This is a genomic window from Janthinobacterium sp. EB271-G4-3-2 (assembly GCF_020858035.1).
In the GTDB taxonomy this organism is placed as follows: Bacteria; Pseudomonadota; Gammaproteobacteria; order Burkholderiales; family Burkholderiaceae_D; genus Janthinobacterium; species Janthinobacterium aestuarii.
In genome coordinates this window covers 110,739-127,383 of record NZ_JACYMG010000009.1, presented here as the reverse complement: position 1 = coordinate 127,383, position 16,645 = coordinate 110,739, and the positions used below count along the sequence as shown (strand labels likewise).

Here is a 16,645-nt window from a genome sequence, read left to right as displayed (position 1 = left end):
CGTTGGGGCAGGCCGTTTCATGTCGTCTGATTGAAAAGACTGCAAGCATCCCCATGTGGGCTGGACTGCTGCCCGCAACGCGCGGGTTCACTTGAAGGAGCTTGTCCTTGTCTGCCTACGCCATATTCTCCTGCTCCATTGCCCTTATCCTGAAGCGGGACTCCGCATGAACCCGCTGCTGTGGATCGTCCTCGTCACGGCCGCCATCGTCTTTTCGCTGTGGTTTCCCCGCTGGCGCCTGAAGCGGGCCCTGGCCAGGCCTTTGCCGCCGGAAGGCCTGGCCGTGCTGGAAAAGAATATTCCCGTGTATCCGCGCATGCCGGCCCCGCTGCAGGAGCAGTTGCGCCGTCTCGTCGTGCAGTTCCTGTATCAGAAGAAATTCGTCGGTTGCGGCGGCCTGGAGATCACGGACGAGATGCGCTATACCATCGCCGGCCAGGCGTGCCTGCTGTTACTGAACCGCCAGACGCAGGTGTATCCGGAACTCGACACCATCCTCGTGTATCCCACGGAATTCATCGTCACGCGCGATGAAGTGGGGCCGGGCGGCGTGGTCACGCCATCGGCCAATGGGCTATTGGGCGAATCCTGGGGCGATGGCAGAGTGGTGCTGGCCTGGGACCACGTGCAGCGCGGTGCGGCCGACTGGACCGATGGGCACAATGTCGTGCTGCATGAATTTGCCCACCAGCTCGACAGCGAATCGGGCGCCGCGAATGGCGCGCCGTATTTGCCCAGCGTGTCGAGCTACCGCAGCTGGGCCACCGTGCTGTCGCGCGACTTCGACAATCTGCGCCACGACGCCATCTACCAGCAGCACAGCGTGATGGACCATTACGGCGCCACGAATCCCGCCGAATTCTTTGCCGTGGCCACGGAAACCTTCTTTGAAAAACCGTACCAGATGGCCGAGCACCACGAGGAGCTGTACGCGCAGTTCTTGCAATATTACAAGGTCGACCCGCGCGGCTGGATGGCGCCGCCCGTGGAACCCGAGCACATGGCCTCGCCGTTTCCCAACTACGCGCCGCACTGGTAGGCGTTCAGCCCAGCAGCCGCTGTTTCAGCGCGGGATAGCTGCTGCGCGACACGGGTATGCCCGTGCTGGTCTGCGTGTCGAGCGCGTATTTGCCGCCCGCCGCGATCTGCAGCCTTTTGAAGCCCAGGCTGTTGACGATGTAGGAGCGGTGCACGCGCAGGAAGTGGGGCGGCAGCAGGGCCATGAGCTTGTCGATGGCCAGGTCGTGAAAACACTGTTCGCCGCTGCGCAGCACGATATTGCTGTAGTGGCCATCGGCCTGCACATGGTCGATGTCGGCCATGGCGATCCATTCCAGCGCCCCGCGTTTCTTGACGGCCAGCGAGGCCGCTTCCGTATGCCGTCCCGTATAGCGCTGCAGCGCCTTGTGCAGCCGTTCACGGCTGAAAGGCTTGGCAACGAAGTCGAGCACGCCGAATTCGAAGGCGGTGATCGAGCGTTCCGCGTGGGCCGAGACGATGATGGTCTGGAAGCGCGCATCGGCTGCCAGGCGCAGCAGGTCATAGCCGTCCGCGCCATGCAGGTTCAAATCGAGCAGCAGCAAGTCGACCTGTTCCTGCGCCAGCGCGGCCAGCGCTTGCGGGACATTGTCATGCAGCACGAGATTGCTGAGGCGCGCGCCGAAATGCGCGCGCATCTCGCGGGCGAGGCCTTGCGCGATCAGCGGTTCATCTTCCAGTATCAACACATTCATGACGCCGCCGGCAAGGTAAAGGTGAGGCGCCAGCCCGCCTGCTGCTGTTCGCTGGCATATTCACGCTCATAGCGGGCCGCATCGCCGAACACGGCGTGCAGGCTGGCGCGGATGTACTGTTCGCCCACGCCGCCGCCCGCATGCTGGCGTGTCTCGCCTTCGGGCAGGATCAGGGTGAGCACGTGCGTTTGCGCATGGTGTGCGATGCGCAGGATAAAGGTTGCGCCGTGGCGGTAGCGGTTGTAGCTGAACGCATTTTCCAGCGCCGTCAGCAAGGTGGCGGGCGGCACCGTGATGCCCGCCGCCTCGCCATCGCGCTGCAGGCTGCACGGCTGCTGCAGCCGCGTGCCCATGATGCTCAGGTAGTTCTCGCACAGGGCCAGTTCCTGCGTCAGGGCGATGCTGGGCTGCTGCGCGAATTCGTTGAGCATGCGCAACTCGGCGCCCAGTGCCTCGATGAAGGTTTCGGCCGCCTCCGGCGATTGCGCGTTGAGTTCGCTGATCAGGCTCAGGGAATTCATCAGGAAATGCGGTTGCATGCTTTTACGCAAGAGCTGGTTTTCCAGCTGCCGGGCGCGTGCCGCCTTGCTGCGTTCGCGCAGCAGCTGCGCCAGCAATTGCGCGCACAGGGGCAGCAGCAAGAAGCACACGACGAGGGCGAAGCCGCCTTCGGCAAACTGGCTGCCCGTCAGCAGGAACAGGGCGCACGAGGCCAGCGCGATCAAGGTGCCGCCGCGGCTGCCCGGCAGGCGGCGCCACAGGGCGCCCAGGTTGAGCGCCAGGCTCGTTGCCAGGCCCGTCAAGAACATCGACCAGCAGCGCGAGTCGAAATGCGCGGGCAGCGCGCCGGCCAGCGCGATGCCCGCCAGCAGTGCCGCCGCCGCCAGCGGCCAGCGCGGCAGCCGGTATGCCGTATAAAAATACAGGGGCAGCAAGGCGGAAAACAGCCAGGTCAGCGCACTGACGGCGTACAGGCGCGGCAAATGCATGGGGTAGGCATAGCCGGTAACGCTGCGCCAGAGTTCCACCACCAGCAGCAGCGCCGCCACCAGGCACAGCGCGGCAAACATGGCCCAGTGCCGCTGCCGCTGGTACAGCGCCGTCAAGGCGAGAAACAGCAGGGCGACGGCGCCCAGCGCCCCGGCCAGCAGTAGTGGCGGCAGCCGGTACCAGGCCAGCGCCGCGCGGTAGTCTTGCCGGTCGGCCAGGTACAGCGCATACAGTGGCGACGCCAGGCGTTCAGGCGCCTGTAGCGTCGACAGCAGCATGCGCAGGTGGTGCGTGCCCATGGACAACTGCCGTGGCGTCAGGTGGATGGCGAAATCGATGTCGCCCGCGCGCTCCCCGCTGGCCTGGCGGGCCGGCTGGCCATTGCTGCCGATCAATATGCCATCAAGCCAGACTTCGCTGGAAGCTAGCGCCGACAGCACCAGCAGCTGCGTCGACGAGGGCGTGGCGGCCACGGTGATGTCGCGCTCGACGCACAGCAGCTGGCCCGGCTTGAGCAGCTGGTATAGCGAGGCGGCGGGCGTGGCGCGCGTTGTGCCGCAGGCGCGCCAGCCTTCGGCCAGCGACAGCCTGTCCATGCCCATGGCGAAAGAGGGCAAGGCCAGGCAGCACAGCGGCAGGTAGCGGAAGACGGAGGGCATGGCGGGCATTGTAGCTGCTCATTTGCCAACCCTTTGCAACATTTTCATCCACTTCGGTGCCGTTCATGCGGGCCACGTGCATTTCGTGCACGGCCCGCCAATGGTGTATGAAAGACACTTACCATGCATCAGCGCCGTGCTGTGGACACGGCCCTCACCATGGAATCATGACTATGCAAAGCAAGACTTGTTTCGCCGGCGCGCTGGCGCTGTTCTGCGGCGTGGCGCAGGCCGCTTCCGCTACTATTCCCACCCCGGCGCTGGCCGCGCGCCTGGCCGACTTCGACGGCTGGGTGGCGCAGCGCATGGACAAGGCACGCATCCCGGGCGTGACCGTCGGTTTCAGCCAGGGCGACGTGGAATGGGTCAAAGGCTATGGCTATGCGGACCTGGAAAACCGCGTGCCGGCCACGGCCCGGTCCAGCTACCGGCTGGCGTCCGTCACCAAGCCCATGACGGCGGTGGCCATCTTGCAACTGGTGGAACAGGGCAAGATCGACCTGGATGCGCCCGTGCAAACGTATGTGCCGTACTTCCCCGTCAAACCGTTTCCCGTGACGGTGCGCCAGTTGCTGGGCCACCTGGGCGGTATCGATGCCTACCGTAACAGCAAGGCGGAGAAGCACTTCAAGGAGCACAAGGATACGCGCCAGTCCATCGCCGTCTTCGAGCAGTTCGACCTGATCGCCGAACCGGGCACGCGTTTTCGCTACACCAGCTATGGCTACAACCTGCTGGGCGCCGTCATCGAGGGCGCCTCGGGCGAAAGCTATGGCGGCTACATGCGGCGCCACGTGTGGGGGCCGCTGGGCATGGACACCATCGTGATGGATGATCCGGACACCGTAATCGCCCATCGCGTGCGCGGCTACCGGCTGGCCGGCAAGGAGTGGAAAAATGCGGAATTCGTCGACATCAGCAGCCGTTTTTCCGCCGGCGGCACGCGCGCCAGCGTGCCCGACATGCTGGCGTTCGGCAGGGGCGTGCATGAAGGCAAAATACTGTCGGCGGCCAGCGTGGCCGCCATGGTGCAGCCGATGGCCACGCGCGCCGGCCGCTTGACGGACTATGGCATGGGCTGGGAAGTCGTCCCGACGGGCGGACGCTATGCGATTGCCCATAGCGGCCAGCAGCCGGAAACCGTCACTTATCTGTACAGCTTCCCTTCGCGCAAGCTCACCATTGCCGTCGCCGCCAATCTCGAGCGCGTCAATCCCGAAGTGTTCGTGCAGCGCCTGTTCGAGGTGGTCACGGGCGAAGCGTGGCAGCTGAACACGTATATCGCCGATGCGGGTGCGCAGCGCGCGTACCAGGTGGCGCAAGGCTTGTTCGAGGAGGGCAGGGCGTATGCCGAGCGCACGGATCAACCGTATGCCGATGCGGCCGCCACGCGCGAGGCATTTACGCAAATCAACCGGCAAGCGCTGGCGCCCGATGCCAGGGCGGCGCGCGCCTACATCGACGCGGCCCGCCATCCCGCAGGCGGCCGCGTGTTTCTCACGGCCGGCGCCAGCATGGCCGGGCAGCTGCGCCTGTCGGGCGTCGACCTGAATCAATACGCGCGTGGCGGCGCGCTGGCGTTTGCGCGCGACTATGTCCTGTTGTCGCAAGGAACAAAGGCCGGCGCCTTGCCCCGTTTCGATCCCGCTTTCGAGCAAGCTATCGTGGCCCTGGCCGGCAGCTGGGACCGCACGGCCGCCATCGCCTGGCCGGCCGCGCCCCCATCCATCGCCGCGCTCGATAACCAGTTGCGCACGGCCTTCCGCGGCCAGCGCGCCTATCCCGATTTCGTGCCCGAGCTGCAGGAACTGGCGCAAGCGTCGTCCGCGCGTGGCGAGACAGATACGGCGCTGGCGGCCAGCCGTCTGGCCGTGGAACTGTATCCGCTCAGCGACCGCGCGCATGCGCTGCAAGGCTTGACCCTGCTGCGCGCAGGCAAGACGGAAGCGGCCCTCGCCGCCCTGCGCCTGGCGCTGGAGCGTGATCCGCTCGGTGCGGCCAACCCGGCGGCGCTGAACCTGGAAGCCTACCGTTTGAAAGGCAGCGGCGCCGTGGCGCAAGGCATGGCCGTGCTGCAAGCGGCCGTCAACCTGCATCCGCGCGACGCGAATCTGCAGGATAGCCTGGCCGAGTTTTATGTGGAGCAAGGCTTGCGCCCGCAGGCTGTCGAGGCCTACCGGCAAGCGCTGCGGCTCGATCCCCGCTATCCGGGCGCCGTGGGCGCAAAAGCGGCGATCATCCGTCTCGGTGGCGAGACGAAGGCGCTGGCGCCTTAGAACACCTAATGGGCTTTGCGCGCACAACAATTCCTGTCCGATATCCGTAGCCCGTACGGCGCAGCCGCATGATTGATTGGCTGTGTGCGTAACTGTGTGCGTAAGCGAACGGTATCCTGGCGCCGTCCGGCGCACGCTATCGTAGCGGCGCACGGTGCGCCAGCAGCCGACCAGGAGGGCCGTATCATGTCACGCATCATCGCAGGTCATTTTCAATTGCAGGAGCAGATCGACGCCGCGCGCGCGGCCCTGAACCAGGCGGGGTTTCCCGACAGCCGCATCAGCGCCTTCTTTGTCAACCAGCCGGGCCAGCATGATCTGCACGCGCTCGGCGGCGACCGCGACATGTCGCCAGGGGCCAAGGAAACGCCCAAAGGCGTGGTGGAAGGCGTGGCCGTCGGGGCCGCCGTCGGCGCGGGCATCGGCGCGGCCACCACCCTGGCGACGGGGCCGCTGGGCCCGGTGGTGGGGGCGCTCGTGGGTGCCCACGTAGGCTCGCTCTACAGTTTCAATAAAATGAAGGACGCGGGCGAACCCGAAGCAAATGGCGACGGGAATGGCGACGGGAATGGCGAAAACCGCCGCCAGCCACGGCATCCAGGCATGCTGATCGCCGTCGCGCTCGGTAGCCCCGACGAGCGCGAACGGGCGCTCGAGACCTTGCACCGGCTGGGCGCCGAGCATATCGAGGAAGCGGAAGGCACGATCGCCAATGGCGACTGGCTGGATTTCGATCCCCTCAGCATACCCGTGCTGGTGGCGTGAATCGGCGCGCCAGCCGCGGAATATGCATAAATTCCGCGCTGCATGAAATTTAGGTATGATCCTTGTTAGTATTCGTAATTATTGGTAAACAATGCCGACAGGGATAGTTTCCGCGCGCCCGAAGTGACACTGGACCAAGGTGACTGCCTGTAGTACTTGCCTCGCATGCTAACGGGTATGAATAGGAGGTCGCGTCATGACACAGGCATGGTTCATTCTGACACGGGCCGATGGGCGCGACATCTGCGCGCCCTCGCCGGCACAGCTGGCCGATGCGCTGGCCGAGGTCTACCGCGGCGGCGCCGTGGCGCAGGATGGCAGCCCGGCCGCCGTCCTGTTGCGTTTTGGTTACGACGACGGCTTGATGTATCAGGTCGAGGTCGCTAGCGGAGGCGAAGTCACTTTCGAGGAATGGTCGGACCGCGATTGCGAAATCGCCCTGGCCAGCCCGCGCCACATGTCGGCCCTGCCGCAGGACGACGCGCTGCAGCTGTGGCAGTGGCTGGCGCAGCGCCAGGTGGCGAAGATCCGCAGCCAGCCCTGGCAGGGCGGCTAGCCCGCCGCTTTCAATACGCCCTAGTGCGCCATCAGCACGGGGATCGTCATGCTTTGCAGAATCGTGCGCGTGACGCCACCGAGGATGGTTTCGCGCAGGCGCGAATGGCCATACGCTCCCATCACCAGCAAGTCGGCCGACAGGTCGGCCGCCTGCGACAGCAGCGCTTCGCCGATATCGCCGCGCCGCACGCCACCGCCATCGAGCAAATGCAGCCGCGCTTCCACGCCGTGGCGCGCCAGGTATTGCGTCAGTTCCGCGCCCGGCTGTTCGCCGTGCTCGGCGGCATGCACCTGGGCGTCGAAGATGGCCACGTGGACTTGCCCGGCGCGCTGCAGCAGGGGCAGGGCGGCGGTCACGGCGCGGCTCGCTTCCTTGCTGGCGTTCCAGGAAATGAGCACATTGCGCGCGGCCGCCGGCGGCGCCAGCAGGGGCAGCGGCGGCGCATACGGCACGATCAGCACGGGCCGGCCCGAATGCAGCAGCACATAGGCGGGAAAGTCGCGCATCACGGACGGCGATTTATCCTTGGCATTGTATTGGCTGATGACGACCAGGTCCGCATAGCGGGCCAGCAGGCTGATGCCGCCCGCCGCCTCGTCGTCGAGCACGCGCTGTTCGAACGAGGCGACGCCGGCCGCGCGCACTTGCGCTTCAAAACCGTCGAGGGCGCGCGTGGCCCGGTCGCGCAGGAAGTTCAGATGCAAACTCAGGTTCGGGTCGGCATCGAGGTCGGGCTGGTTCTGGTACAGCAGGCGCGACACGCCCGTCAGCGCCACGCCCGTCAGGTGGCCGCCGCAAGCCTGGGCGATGCTGGCCGCCGCTTCGATGCGGGCGGCGCGCCCGGCGCTGTCGTCGATGTGGAGCAATACGGTCTTGTACGTCATGGCCTGTCCTCTCGCTGTGCGGTAGCGGCCATTCTGGCACAGTCCGGGGTGCCGGCCGCGCACGACTGCGGCCGGCGCTTGCCGCTTCAGCTCATGGCGATGATGATGATATCGGCATCGCAGTTGCGATAGTGAATCACGATGACGATGATGCGCCGCAATTGCGCCGCCTTTTGCGCCACCTCCAGCATGGCGCGGCTGGCACGGTTCTTCATGGTCACCTGCACTTGCGAGGCGTCGCTGACGGGAATGCCCATGGCCTTCAGCGCCGCCTTCGGGTTGGCCATCAGGGCCAGCGCATGCTGTGGATCGAGCTCCGCCTGATGCACCGATTCCACGTCGCTCATGCCGGGATTGATGTCGTTGAACAAGTCCCTCAATGCTTCTGTGTCGTCCTGGATTTCCATCGCGTTCTCCTTTGGATCATACCATCAGGCAAGGATTAGCTGCCTTGCCCGCCGAGGTGCCATCACCTCTTTGATGAGTATGATTTTGATAATTTTTAGCATATCGACACAGCGCAGACGAACGCGGCAATAAGCAGACCGGGCCTTTGATCTGGCGCAATGCCCGCTTCAAAAGCGCCACCTACACTTGATCCCACGCAGAACAACCATAACAAGCGGGGAGAGACAGCAATGAAGGAACAAAAGGTAGCGCTGGTGACGGGTGGCATGGGCGGCCTGGGCACGGCCTTGTGCCGCCGCCTGCATGGGGCGGGCTTTGCCGTCGTGGCCGCGCATACGCCGGGCAATGTGCGGGTGACAAGCTGGCTCGACGAGCAGCAGGCGCAACAGTATTATTTTCATCCGCTGGCCCTCGACGTGACGGATTTCGCTGCCTGCAGCGAGGCCGTGGCCAGCGTGCTGGCGCAGTTCGGCCGCATCGACGTGCTCGTCAACAACGCCGGCATCACGCGCGACCAGAGCATGCGCAAGATGGAGTTGCCGCACTGGTCCGAGGTCATGCGCACCAATCTCGACAGCTTGTTCAACATGAGCAAGCAGGTGCTCGAACCGATGCTGGCCAACCGTTGGGGCCGCATCATCAATATCTCGTCCGTCAATGGCCAGAAGGGCGCGTTTGGCCAGTGCAACTACGCGGCCGCCAAGGCGGGCGTGCACGGTTTCAGCAAGGCGCTGGCGCTGGAAGTGGCGCGCCACGGCATCACCGTCAATACGGTCTCGCCCGGCTACCTGCGCACGCAGATGGTGACGGCCGTGCCTGCCGATATCATGGAAACGAAGATCCTGCCGCAAATCCCCCTGGGCCGCCTGGGCGAGCCGGACGAGGTGGCGGCCCTGGTCGCTTACCTGGCGTCGGACGAGGCCGCGTTTGTGACGGGCGCGAACATCGCCATCAATGGCGGCCAGCACATGAGTTAAGCAAGCGTACAGCTTCCACAAGGCAATGGCAGTAGAGGAGACCCGTCCACCCAGCCGGCGCATAGACGCTGGCGGAGGACGTCAGGCAATGGCAGTCACGCTGGAAAACAGGGGGCAGGGCAGCGATGCCTTGCCCTTTGTTGTCGCGCAGCCTTTACGCTACCGTCATGGGCTCAGCGCTGGGCTTTTTCCAGCCGCGTCTGGCAATCGATGCACAGGCGGGCTTCCGGGCGGGCGTTCAGGCGCGACAGGCCGATGGCTTCGCCGCAGTTGTCGCACAGGCCGTAGCTGCCATCGGAAAACTTGGCCAGCGCGTGCTTGATGATGGCCAGCTGCGCCAGGTTGTGTTCGGCCGCTTCGCTGACAAGGGCGTTCAAAGTGCGCACGCTGGCGTTGTCGGCCGGCGAGGCTTCGATTTCATTGAGCAAGGAGGCGCGCGCGTCCGCTTCGGCCGCTTCGTTCTCGATCTGTTCCAGCAACGCCAGCTTGCGTTGCTCCAGCACGCCCTGCAGGCGCTGCAACTGGTCTTGCGGCAATCCATTCATGGCCATCACCCGGTAGAGGTTACTTCCATCATGGTAGTCCAAGATTGGCGGCTCTGCTTGCGCTACCACCCGCGCCGCGTTTGACGCGGCGCAGGCTGGCAGCGGCCGTTCTATGCTGGCTCTTTCAGGCAGTTGACCATCCAGGCAACGCCGAACTGGTCTTTCAGCATGCCGAAGCGCTTGGCCCAGAACGTTTCTTCCATGGGCATCTGGATGGTGCCGTCACGCGCCAGCGCGTCGAAGGCCCGTTCCGCCTCTTCCGGCGTATCGACGGTCAGGCAGATCGAGCTGCCGTGCATGCCCTTGGCGCCATCCTCGGTACAGCCGCCGTCCGAGCCCATCAGCATGGTGGGGCCCAGCTGCACGGAGCCGTGCATGATCTTGTCATACCAGTCTTCCTTGACTTGCTCCTGCATCGGCGTGCCGCGATACGGCATCAGGCACAGGTCGGTGCCATGCAGGTGCTGGCGGTAGTATTCGAGCGCTTGCGCGCAGTTTCCATTGAATTGCAAATACGGTTCGATACGCATCTTGGTCTCCTCTGGTCATCTTCCCGCAAGCACGATTGCCACGCGGGGGAGGTCCCAGTATAGGCGCTCGCCGGCCGATTTCAATCATTCCGGGGCCATCTCTTGCAGGCGCTCACGCACCTTGCCCAGCGTGCTGAGAATGCGTTCGGGATTGCCGGCAAGCACGGCGCTGCCCAGGTGCAACAAACTCGTCGCCAGGCTGATCCAGTGCCGCACGTCGTCGTTGCGGGCGATGCGCAGGCGCACCGTGTCGAGCAGGCCGCTGAGCTGGCGCTGCGCCGTTTCCAGGCCCGCCACCGTGTGCCCGGCCGCATCGGCATACAGCTGGTTGGCTTGCTGGCGCAAGGCCACTTCCAGGGCGAAGACGGCTTGCGCCTGGCTGTGGCTGATGCCGTCGGCGCCCTGGCTGGCGCGCTTGCGGATGGCGCGCATGACGGCGCCGTGCAGCGTGACGGCCGCCTGCGACAGGCTGTCGGCCAGTTGCTCGACGCGCATGGCGCTGCTGAGGGCCGCTTCGCGGCGTTCGCTGTTGCTGCTCCTGCCTACCGATCCGTCCATTGTGCCTCCGTGGTGGTGGTGAGGGCGGCGGCGAGCTGGGCGTGTTCGCGCCCCAGTGCCGCCAGTTGCCGGCGCGCCAGGGTATGGCGCAAGCCAGCCAGGCGGTATTCCTCGGTTTTGTTTTGCTGCATGTTTTTCGCCAGCACGGCCAGCAGGCGCTGCTGCGGCGTGTCCGCATACGCGATTTCCACGTCGAGCAGACCGAGCACCATGTCGCGCTCGTTGTCGCCGCTTTTGTCGTACAGCGCCAGCAAGTTGTCGAGCGCGGCCAGCAAGGCTTGCAGCGGCGCGTCGCCATCGTGCAGCACTTGCGCCAGGTGCGCCTGCTGGCTGGCACCGCCGGCCAGGCGTGACAGTTGCTGCAGCAACAGGATATAGGCGCTGACATGGCGGTCGTCGATGCCGCTGCCCGGCCAGGCGCGGATGGCGGCGCCGGCGCCGGCCAGTTCCGGTTGCACGTCATACGCATCGGCATTCGCCAGCCGGCCCAGCGCCTGCAGGTACAGGCGCACGGCTTGCGCCATGCGTGCGGCGTCCGCCTGCGTGGCGCGGCGCTGGGCATCGAGCAGGCGTTCACGCGCGTCTTCGGTGGGCGACAGATAGGGGCGGGCGCGCTGGTAGCTGTCCACGTGGCGCTGCGACAGTTCGCTGAAGGCGGTCAAGGCATCGGTGCCGGCCGCCAGGGCGCGCACTTGCGCCAGCTCGGGGCGCGCGGTGGCGCAGCCGCACAGCACGGCAGCCAGGCAGAGGTGGATGCAAAGATAAAGGGCGCGGCGATGGCGGGCGGGCAGGGCAAACACGTCACCTCTCGACAGGAAATACTGTATGGAAAGGTATTGTCGTGCCGGCCCGCGCTACCCGCCTTGTGCGGGCGCAAGCAGGCTGCGATCAGGCGCTCGTCAATTGCTCGCGCCAGCCCAGTCCGGCAACGGTGTCGCTGGCGGGACGGTATTCGCAGCCGACCCAGCCCGCGTAGCCGATCTGGTCCAGCAGCTTGAACAGGTGGCGGTAGTTGATCTCGCCCGTGCCCGGTTCGTGGCGGCCCGGCGTGTCGGCGATCTGGATGTGGCGGATCAGGGGCAGCATGGCGCGGATGGTGTTGCTCAGTTCGCCCTGCATGCGCTGCATGTGATAAATGTCGTACTGCAGGAAAATATTGCTGCGCTGGCAGTCGGCGATGATGTCGGCCGCCTGCTGGCTATGGTTCAGAAAGTAACCGGGCATGTCGTGGTGGTTGATCGGCTCGATCAGCACGTTGATGCCATGCGGACGGCAGGCGTCGGCGGCAAATTGCAGGTTGCCGATCAGGCTTTGCCGCGCCCGCTCCAGGCTCATGCCGGGCGGCACGATGCCGGACATGCAGTGCAGCTGTTTCGCCCCGAGCGCCAGCGCATAGTTGAGCGCCAGCTGCACGTTGCTGCGAAATTCCTCGCCCCGGCGCGGGTCGCAGGCAATGCCCCGTTCGCCGCGCTCCCAGTCGCCGGGCGGGAAGTTGAAGAGGGCCAGCTGCAGATGGTGGCGCTCCAGCAGCATGGCAATCTGCCGCGCCTCGACGGCATAGGGAAACAGGAATTCGACGGCATCGAAGCCCGCATCCCTGGCGGCGGCAAAGCGGTCGAGGAAGGGCAGTTCGGTAAACATCATGCTGAGGTTGGCAGCGAAGTTCGGCATGGCGGCACGCAGGTGAGGAGGATGGACACTATCCTAGCCCAAATCGGCAATTGGTGGCGGGCATGAAAAATGCGCCCGCCAACGAGGTTGGGGAGCGCATTTCAAGAAAGACAAACGCCACCTGAAAGCGTAGCGAGCGGGAGTGATATTGCGTCGAGTAGCGCAGCCGTACAGGAGTACGGCGAGCAACGCAAACGCAATAGCGCCCCGCGCAGTAGCTTTCAGGCTGCGTTTTAGCGGCCGCGGCCGCCGGAACGGTGCGAAGCTGCCGAACGCGGCGCATTGCCCGAACGGTTGCCGCCACCGCCGCCGCCCGATGGGCCGGCGCTGCGTGGCTTGGCGCCGCTGCCGCCGGTTTTCACGCGCACGACGGCGCCCGCTGGCGCGCGGCTGTTGTTGCGGTGGCCACCGGTGCCGCTGCGCAATTGCACAGGCTGGGCGCGGGCGTTCAGGTCCGGCTCGAAGCCAGGGATCACTTCACGCGGCAGGGTTTGCTTGATCAGCTTTTCGATGTCTTTCAACATTTCGTGCTCATCCACGCAAACCAGCGACACGGCTTCACCCTTGGCACCGGCACGGCCCGTGCGGCCGATACGGTGCACATAGTCTTCCGGAATGTTCGGCAAGTCGTAGTTGACGACGTGCGGCAACTGGTCGATATCGATACCGCGCGCGGCGATGTCGGTGGCGACCAGCACTTGCAGGGTGCCATCCTTGAACTCGGACAGCGCGCGCGTGCGGGCCGACTGACTCTTGTTGCCGTGGATGGCCAGGGCGCCGATGCCGTCGGCGCCCAGCTGCTCGACCAGTTTGTTGGCGCCATGCTTGGTGCGTGTAAATACCAGCACTTGCGTCCAGTTGTTCGACTTGATCAGGTAGGACAGCATCGGGTGCTTCTTGTCGCGGTCGACCGGATGGATCTTTTGCTTGATCACTTCCACGGTCGAATTGCGGCGCGCCACTTCGATCATGGCCGGCTTGTTCAGCAAGCCGTCGGCCAGGGCCTTGATCTCTTCCGAGAACGTGGCCGAGAACAGCAGGTTCTGGCGTTTTGGCGGCAGCACGGCCAGCACTTTCTTGATGTCGCGGATGAAACCCATGTCGAGCATGCGGTCGGCTTCGTCGAGGATCAGGATTTCCACTTTCGACAGGTCAACCGTGCCCTGGCCCATGTGGTCCAGCAGGCGGCCCGGCGTGGCGACGAGGATGTCGACGCCATGCTTGAGCTGCTTGATTTGCGGGTTGATGCCGACGCCGCCGAAGATCACGGTCGAGTTCAATTTGGTGTACTTGCTGTAGGCGCGCACGCTTTCCTCGACCTGCGCGGCGAGTTCGCGCGTCGGGGCCAGGATCAGGGCGCGGATCGGGCGCGTCGAGGTGTTGCTGGTGATGGATGCGCCATTGGCGTCCGTCGACAGGCGGTGCAGCACGGGCAGGGTGAAGCCGGCCGTCTTGCCGGTGCCGGTTTGTGCGCCGGCCAGCAAGTCGCCGCCAGCCAGCACGGCGGGAATCGCCTGCGACTGGATCGGGGTCGGCACGGTGTAGCCGTGTTCGGTAACGGCACGTACGATAGCGTCGGACAATCCGAGGGAGGAAAAGGACATGGTAACTTTATTGTGAGATCGGCCTGTCGCCATCGTGGGGCGCCAGTCGCAGGCAATCAGATTAGGGGTCGAAAGACAGCGGCAAGGGGACTGGTCATATGTGCCGCACACGCGAAGTATAACAGCATGGCAAAAACGCGCCTGTTTTGTTTCAGGTTTGCAATGTCGCAAGTAAAGAAAAGCGAGGCAAGGGCGCGCTGCCCTGGCGTAATTCTGGGTAAAATTCCTGCCTGCACCCCTTGCGCGGGGGATGGCCGCGCTGCCGGGGGGTCTTGTTCCTGGAGGAATATCATGCGTATCGCCGATCTCCGCATCGCCACCCGCCTGTACGGCGGTTTCGGCACTGTCGTCCTGCTGCTGGCCGCCCTGGTCACCGTCGCCACACTGAACGTCGCGCGGCTGGCCGACGCCAATGCCATCAATACCCACACCTACCAGGTCCTCGCTGAAAGCAGCGCGATCCTGGAAAGCCTGATCAATATGGAAACGGGCCAGCGCGGCTACGTGATCACGGGCGCCGAGGCCTCGCTGGAGCCGTACCAGGCGGGACAGGCCGCGTTTGGCACGCATCTGGCCAAGACGCGCGCCTTGACCAGCGATAACCCGGCCCAGCAGGAGCGCCTGGCGAAACTCTCTGCTGCCAAGCAAGCCTGGCAGGCCGGCGCGCTCGATCCCGTGATCGCCATGCGGCGCGCCGTGGCGCAGGGCACGGCAGCCATCGAACCCGTGCTGGCGCTGGAGAAGGAGGGCCGGGGCAAGCAGGGCATGGATGCCATGCGCGCGCTGCTCAAGGAGATGGACGAGGCGGAAACGGCGCTGCTGGCCCGGCGCTCGGAAGCGGCGGCGGCCTTGCAGGCGCGCACGCACTGGACCTTGCTGGGCGGCGGCGCGGCGGCGCTGATGCTGGCCGCCCTGATCGCCTGGTGGCTGGCGCGCAACATCAGCGGGCCGCTGCGTTCGGCCATCGACGTGGCCAGGCAGGTGGCGCAGGGCGACCTGACGGTGCGGGTGGACGTGCGTTCGAAGGATGAGACGGGCGAGCTGATGCAGGCATTGAAAGACATGACGGCCAGCTTGCTGCGCATCGTCACCGAAGTGCGCGGCGGCACGCAAGCCATCGCCACGGCCTCGCGCCAGATTGCCACGGGCAATCTCGACTTGTCCGCGCGCACGGAACAGCAGGCCAGCTCGCTGGAAGAGACGGCATCCTCGATGGAGGAACTGACCGGCACGGTACAGCAGAACGCGCAGAATGCCAGCGAGGCCAACGGCCTGGCGGCGTCGGCCTCCGCCGTGGCCGGCAAGGGCGGCAGCGTGGTGGCGCAGGTGGTCGATACCATGGGCTCGATCAACGATTCGTCGCGCAAGATCGTCGACATCATCGGCGTGATCGACGGCATCGCCTTCCAGACGAATATCCTGGCACTGAACGCGGCCGTCGAGGCGGCCCGTGCGGGCGAGCAGGGGCGCGGCTTTGCCGTCGTCGCCACCGAGGTGCGCAACCTGGCGCAACGTTCGGCCGGTGCCGCCAGGGAAATCAAGGCCCTCATCAACGATTCGGTGGCGCAGGTGGAGAGCGGCGCGCGCCTGGTCGACGAGGCGGGCCACACCATGCACGAGATCGTCGACAGCGTGCACAAGGTCAGCAGCATCGTCGGGCATATCTCGGCCGCCAGCGACGAGCAGCGGGCCGGCATCGAGCAAGTCAACCAGGCGATCAGCGAAATGGACCAGGTGACCCAGCAAAACGCTGCGCTGGTGGAAGAGGCCGCCGCCGCGGCGGAAGCCATGCAGGAACAGGCCGCCCGGCTGGCCGATGCGGTGAGCGTGTTCAGGACGGCGCAGGTGGACGCCATGCCGGCGCCGCGGCCCGCCGCGCGCCGTCCTGTGCCGCCCACGGTGGCGCGCGCGCCCGCCCGCCTGAGCGTCAAGCCCGTGGTGCGCCATGCGCCGCAGGTTCCGGCAGGCAAACAGCGTCCGGGGGAAGACGAGTGGGACGAGTTCTAATGCCGGCGTTTGAATGCATGCGACAGCTGTCGCAAATACCGCTTGCGTGCGTGTGACTGTTGTCGCATAATTGTGTCAATAGTCACTCAAAGGATGCACCATGAGCACGCCCTCCGTCACCGAACTGTCGTTATTGAAAGCCTTATGGAAAGACCATCCGCTGTCCGCGCGCGAATTGCATGCCCGCGTGGAAGAAGAGCTGGGCTGGTCGTTTTCCTCCACGCGCAAGACGCTCGAGCGCATGCTGGACAAGGGCATGCTGCTGCAGCGCAGCGTGCACGGCGTGCTCGTGTATGAAGCGAACCTGGACAAGGTGGCCACCCTGGCCGCGTTCGCCCACGACTTTGGCCGGCGCGTGATGGAGATCGACAGCCCCTTGCCGGTCAGTATGTTTACGGGCAGCAAACTGGTGGACCAGCAGGAACTGGCGGCGCTGGAACAGCTGCTGCACGACTGGCCTGCGGATGCGAAGGAATAGG

At 65.3% G+C, this 16,645-nt stretch carries 17 protein-coding genes; 7 read left to right on the top strand and 10 right to left on the bottom strand.

Annotated elements, in window-relative coordinates:
- The first annotated feature begins 166 nt into the window (after positions 1-166).
- Entirely contained in the window at positions 167-1,039 is an 873-nt protein-coding gene (locus IGS55_RS19130; protein ID WP_230517659.1) for a zinc-dependent peptidase, read from the top strand.
- A 4-nt stretch (positions 1,040-1,043) separates the two neighbouring features.
- Here the strand turns inward: IGS55_RS19130 and IGS55_RS19125 are convergent, their stop codons facing one another.
- Both IGS55_RS19125 and IGS55_RS19120 read right to left on the bottom strand, forming a co-directional pair.
- Positions 1,044-1,733 carry a LytR/AlgR family response regulator transcription factor gene (locus tag IGS55_RS19125; protein WP_230517660.1) on the bottom strand — a complete coding sequence of 230 codons (690 nt, stop codon included), beginning with the start codon at positions 1,731-1,733 and terminating at the stop codon, positions 1,044-1,046.
- On the bottom strand, positions 1,730-3,391 hold the full coding sequence (locus IGS55_RS19120; protein WP_230517661.1) for a histidine kinase: 1,662 nt from the start codon (positions 3,389-3,391) through the stop codon (positions 1,730-1,732). Before IGS55_RS19120 ends, IGS55_RS19125 begins: the two co-directional genes overlap by 4 nt.
- A 164-nt stretch (positions 3,392-3,555) precedes the next feature.
- Here IGS55_RS19120 and IGS55_RS19115 point away from each other — a divergent pair, with 164 nt between their 5' ends.
- The 3 genes from IGS55_RS19115 to IGS55_RS19105 all read left to right on the top strand — a co-directional run bounded on the left by IGS55_RS19115 (position 3,556) and on the right by IGS55_RS19105 (position 6,979).
- Positions 3,556-5,658, top strand: coding sequence for a serine hydrolase domain-containing protein (locus IGS55_RS19115; protein ID WP_230517662.1), 2,103 nt, complete (start codon positions 3,556-3,558; stop codon positions 5,656-5,658).
- A gap of 186 nt (positions 5,659-5,844) precedes the next feature.
- Entirely contained in the window at positions 5,845-6,423 is a 579-nt protein-coding gene (locus tag IGS55_RS19110) for a glycine zipper domain-containing protein (protein ID WP_230517663.1), read from the top strand.
- A 196-nt stretch (positions 6,424-6,619) separates the two neighbouring features.
- Positions 6,620-6,979 carry a hypothetical protein gene (locus IGS55_RS19105; RefSeq protein ID WP_034758862.1) on the top strand — a complete coding sequence of 120 codons (360 nt, stop codon included), beginning with the start codon at positions 6,620-6,622 and terminating at the stop codon, positions 6,977-6,979.
- 20 nt (positions 6,980-6,999) lie between these two features.
- Here the strand turns inward: IGS55_RS19105 and IGS55_RS19100 are convergent, their stop codons facing one another.
- Positions 7,000-7,866, bottom strand: a complete 867-nt coding sequence (locus IGS55_RS19100) for a universal stress protein (protein WP_230517664.1) — start codon at positions 7,864-7,866, stop codon at positions 7,000-7,002.
- A gap of 86 nt (positions 7,867-7,952) precedes the next feature.
- Positions 7,953-8,273, bottom strand: coding sequence for a hypothetical protein (locus IGS55_RS19095; RefSeq protein WP_071324588.1), 321 nt, complete (start codon positions 8,271-8,273; stop codon positions 7,953-7,955).
- A 231-nt stretch (positions 8,274-8,504) separates the two neighbouring features.
- On the opposite strand from IGS55_RS19095, the gene phbB reads away from it, so the two are divergent.
- A complete protein-coding gene (gene phbB, locus IGS55_RS19090; protein ID WP_230517665.1) occupies positions 8,505-9,251 on the top strand; it encodes an acetoacetyl-CoA reductase in 747 nt (248 codons plus the stop codon).
- A 173-nt stretch (positions 9,252-9,424) separates the two neighbouring features.
- On the opposite strand, the gene IGS55_RS19085 is transcribed toward phbB, so the two are convergent.
- From IGS55_RS19085 to IGS55_RS19060, 6 genes are all read right to left on the bottom strand, one after another.
- The gene (locus IGS55_RS19085; RefSeq protein WP_230517666.1) at positions 9,425-9,796 is read right to left on the bottom strand and encodes a TraR/DksA family transcriptional regulator; all 372 of its coding nucleotides are present in this window, start codon (positions 9,794-9,796) and stop codon (positions 9,425-9,427) included.
- A gap of 110 nt (positions 9,797-9,906) precedes the next feature.
- Positions 9,907-10,326: a VOC family protein gene (locus IGS55_RS19080; RefSeq protein WP_230517667.1), complete on the bottom strand. Its 420-nt coding sequence runs from the start codon at positions 10,324-10,326 to the stop codon at positions 9,907-9,909.
- Between the two features lie 84 nt (positions 10,327-10,410).
- Entirely contained in the window at positions 10,411-10,884 is a 474-nt protein-coding gene (locus IGS55_RS19075) for a hypothetical protein (RefSeq protein ID WP_051992001.1), read from the bottom strand.
- Positions 10,869-11,684, bottom strand: a complete 816-nt coding sequence (locus IGS55_RS19070; protein ID WP_230517668.1) for a hypothetical protein — start codon at positions 11,682-11,684, stop codon at positions 10,869-10,871. Before IGS55_RS19070 ends, IGS55_RS19075 begins: the two co-directional genes overlap by 16 nt.
- Before the next feature lie 88 nt (positions 11,685-11,772).
- Entirely contained in the window at positions 11,773-12,555 is a 783-nt protein-coding gene (gene otnI / locus IGS55_RS19065) for a 2-oxo-tetronate isomerase (protein WP_230517669.1), read from the bottom strand.
- 233 nt (positions 12,556-12,788) lie between these two features.
- Entirely contained in the window at positions 12,789-14,159 is a 1,371-nt protein-coding gene (locus IGS55_RS19060) for a DEAD/DEAH box helicase (RefSeq protein ID WP_230517670.1), read from the bottom strand.
- A gap of 291 nt (positions 14,160-14,450) precedes the next feature.
- Between IGS55_RS19060 and IGS55_RS19055 the strand changes: the two genes are divergently transcribed.
- Together IGS55_RS19055 and IGS55_RS19050 are read left to right on the top strand one after the other, a co-directional pair.
- Complete coding sequence (locus tag IGS55_RS19055; RefSeq protein ID WP_230517671.1) at positions 14,451-16,166, top strand: methyl-accepting chemotaxis protein; 1,716 nt, start codon at positions 14,451-14,453, stop codon at positions 16,164-16,166.
- A gap of 100 nt (positions 16,167-16,266) precedes the next feature.
- Entirely contained in the window at positions 16,267-16,644 is a 378-nt protein-coding gene (locus IGS55_RS19050) for a BlaI/MecI/CopY family transcriptional regulator (protein ID WP_230517672.1), read from the top strand.
- Position 16,645: the final 1 nt, after the last annotated feature.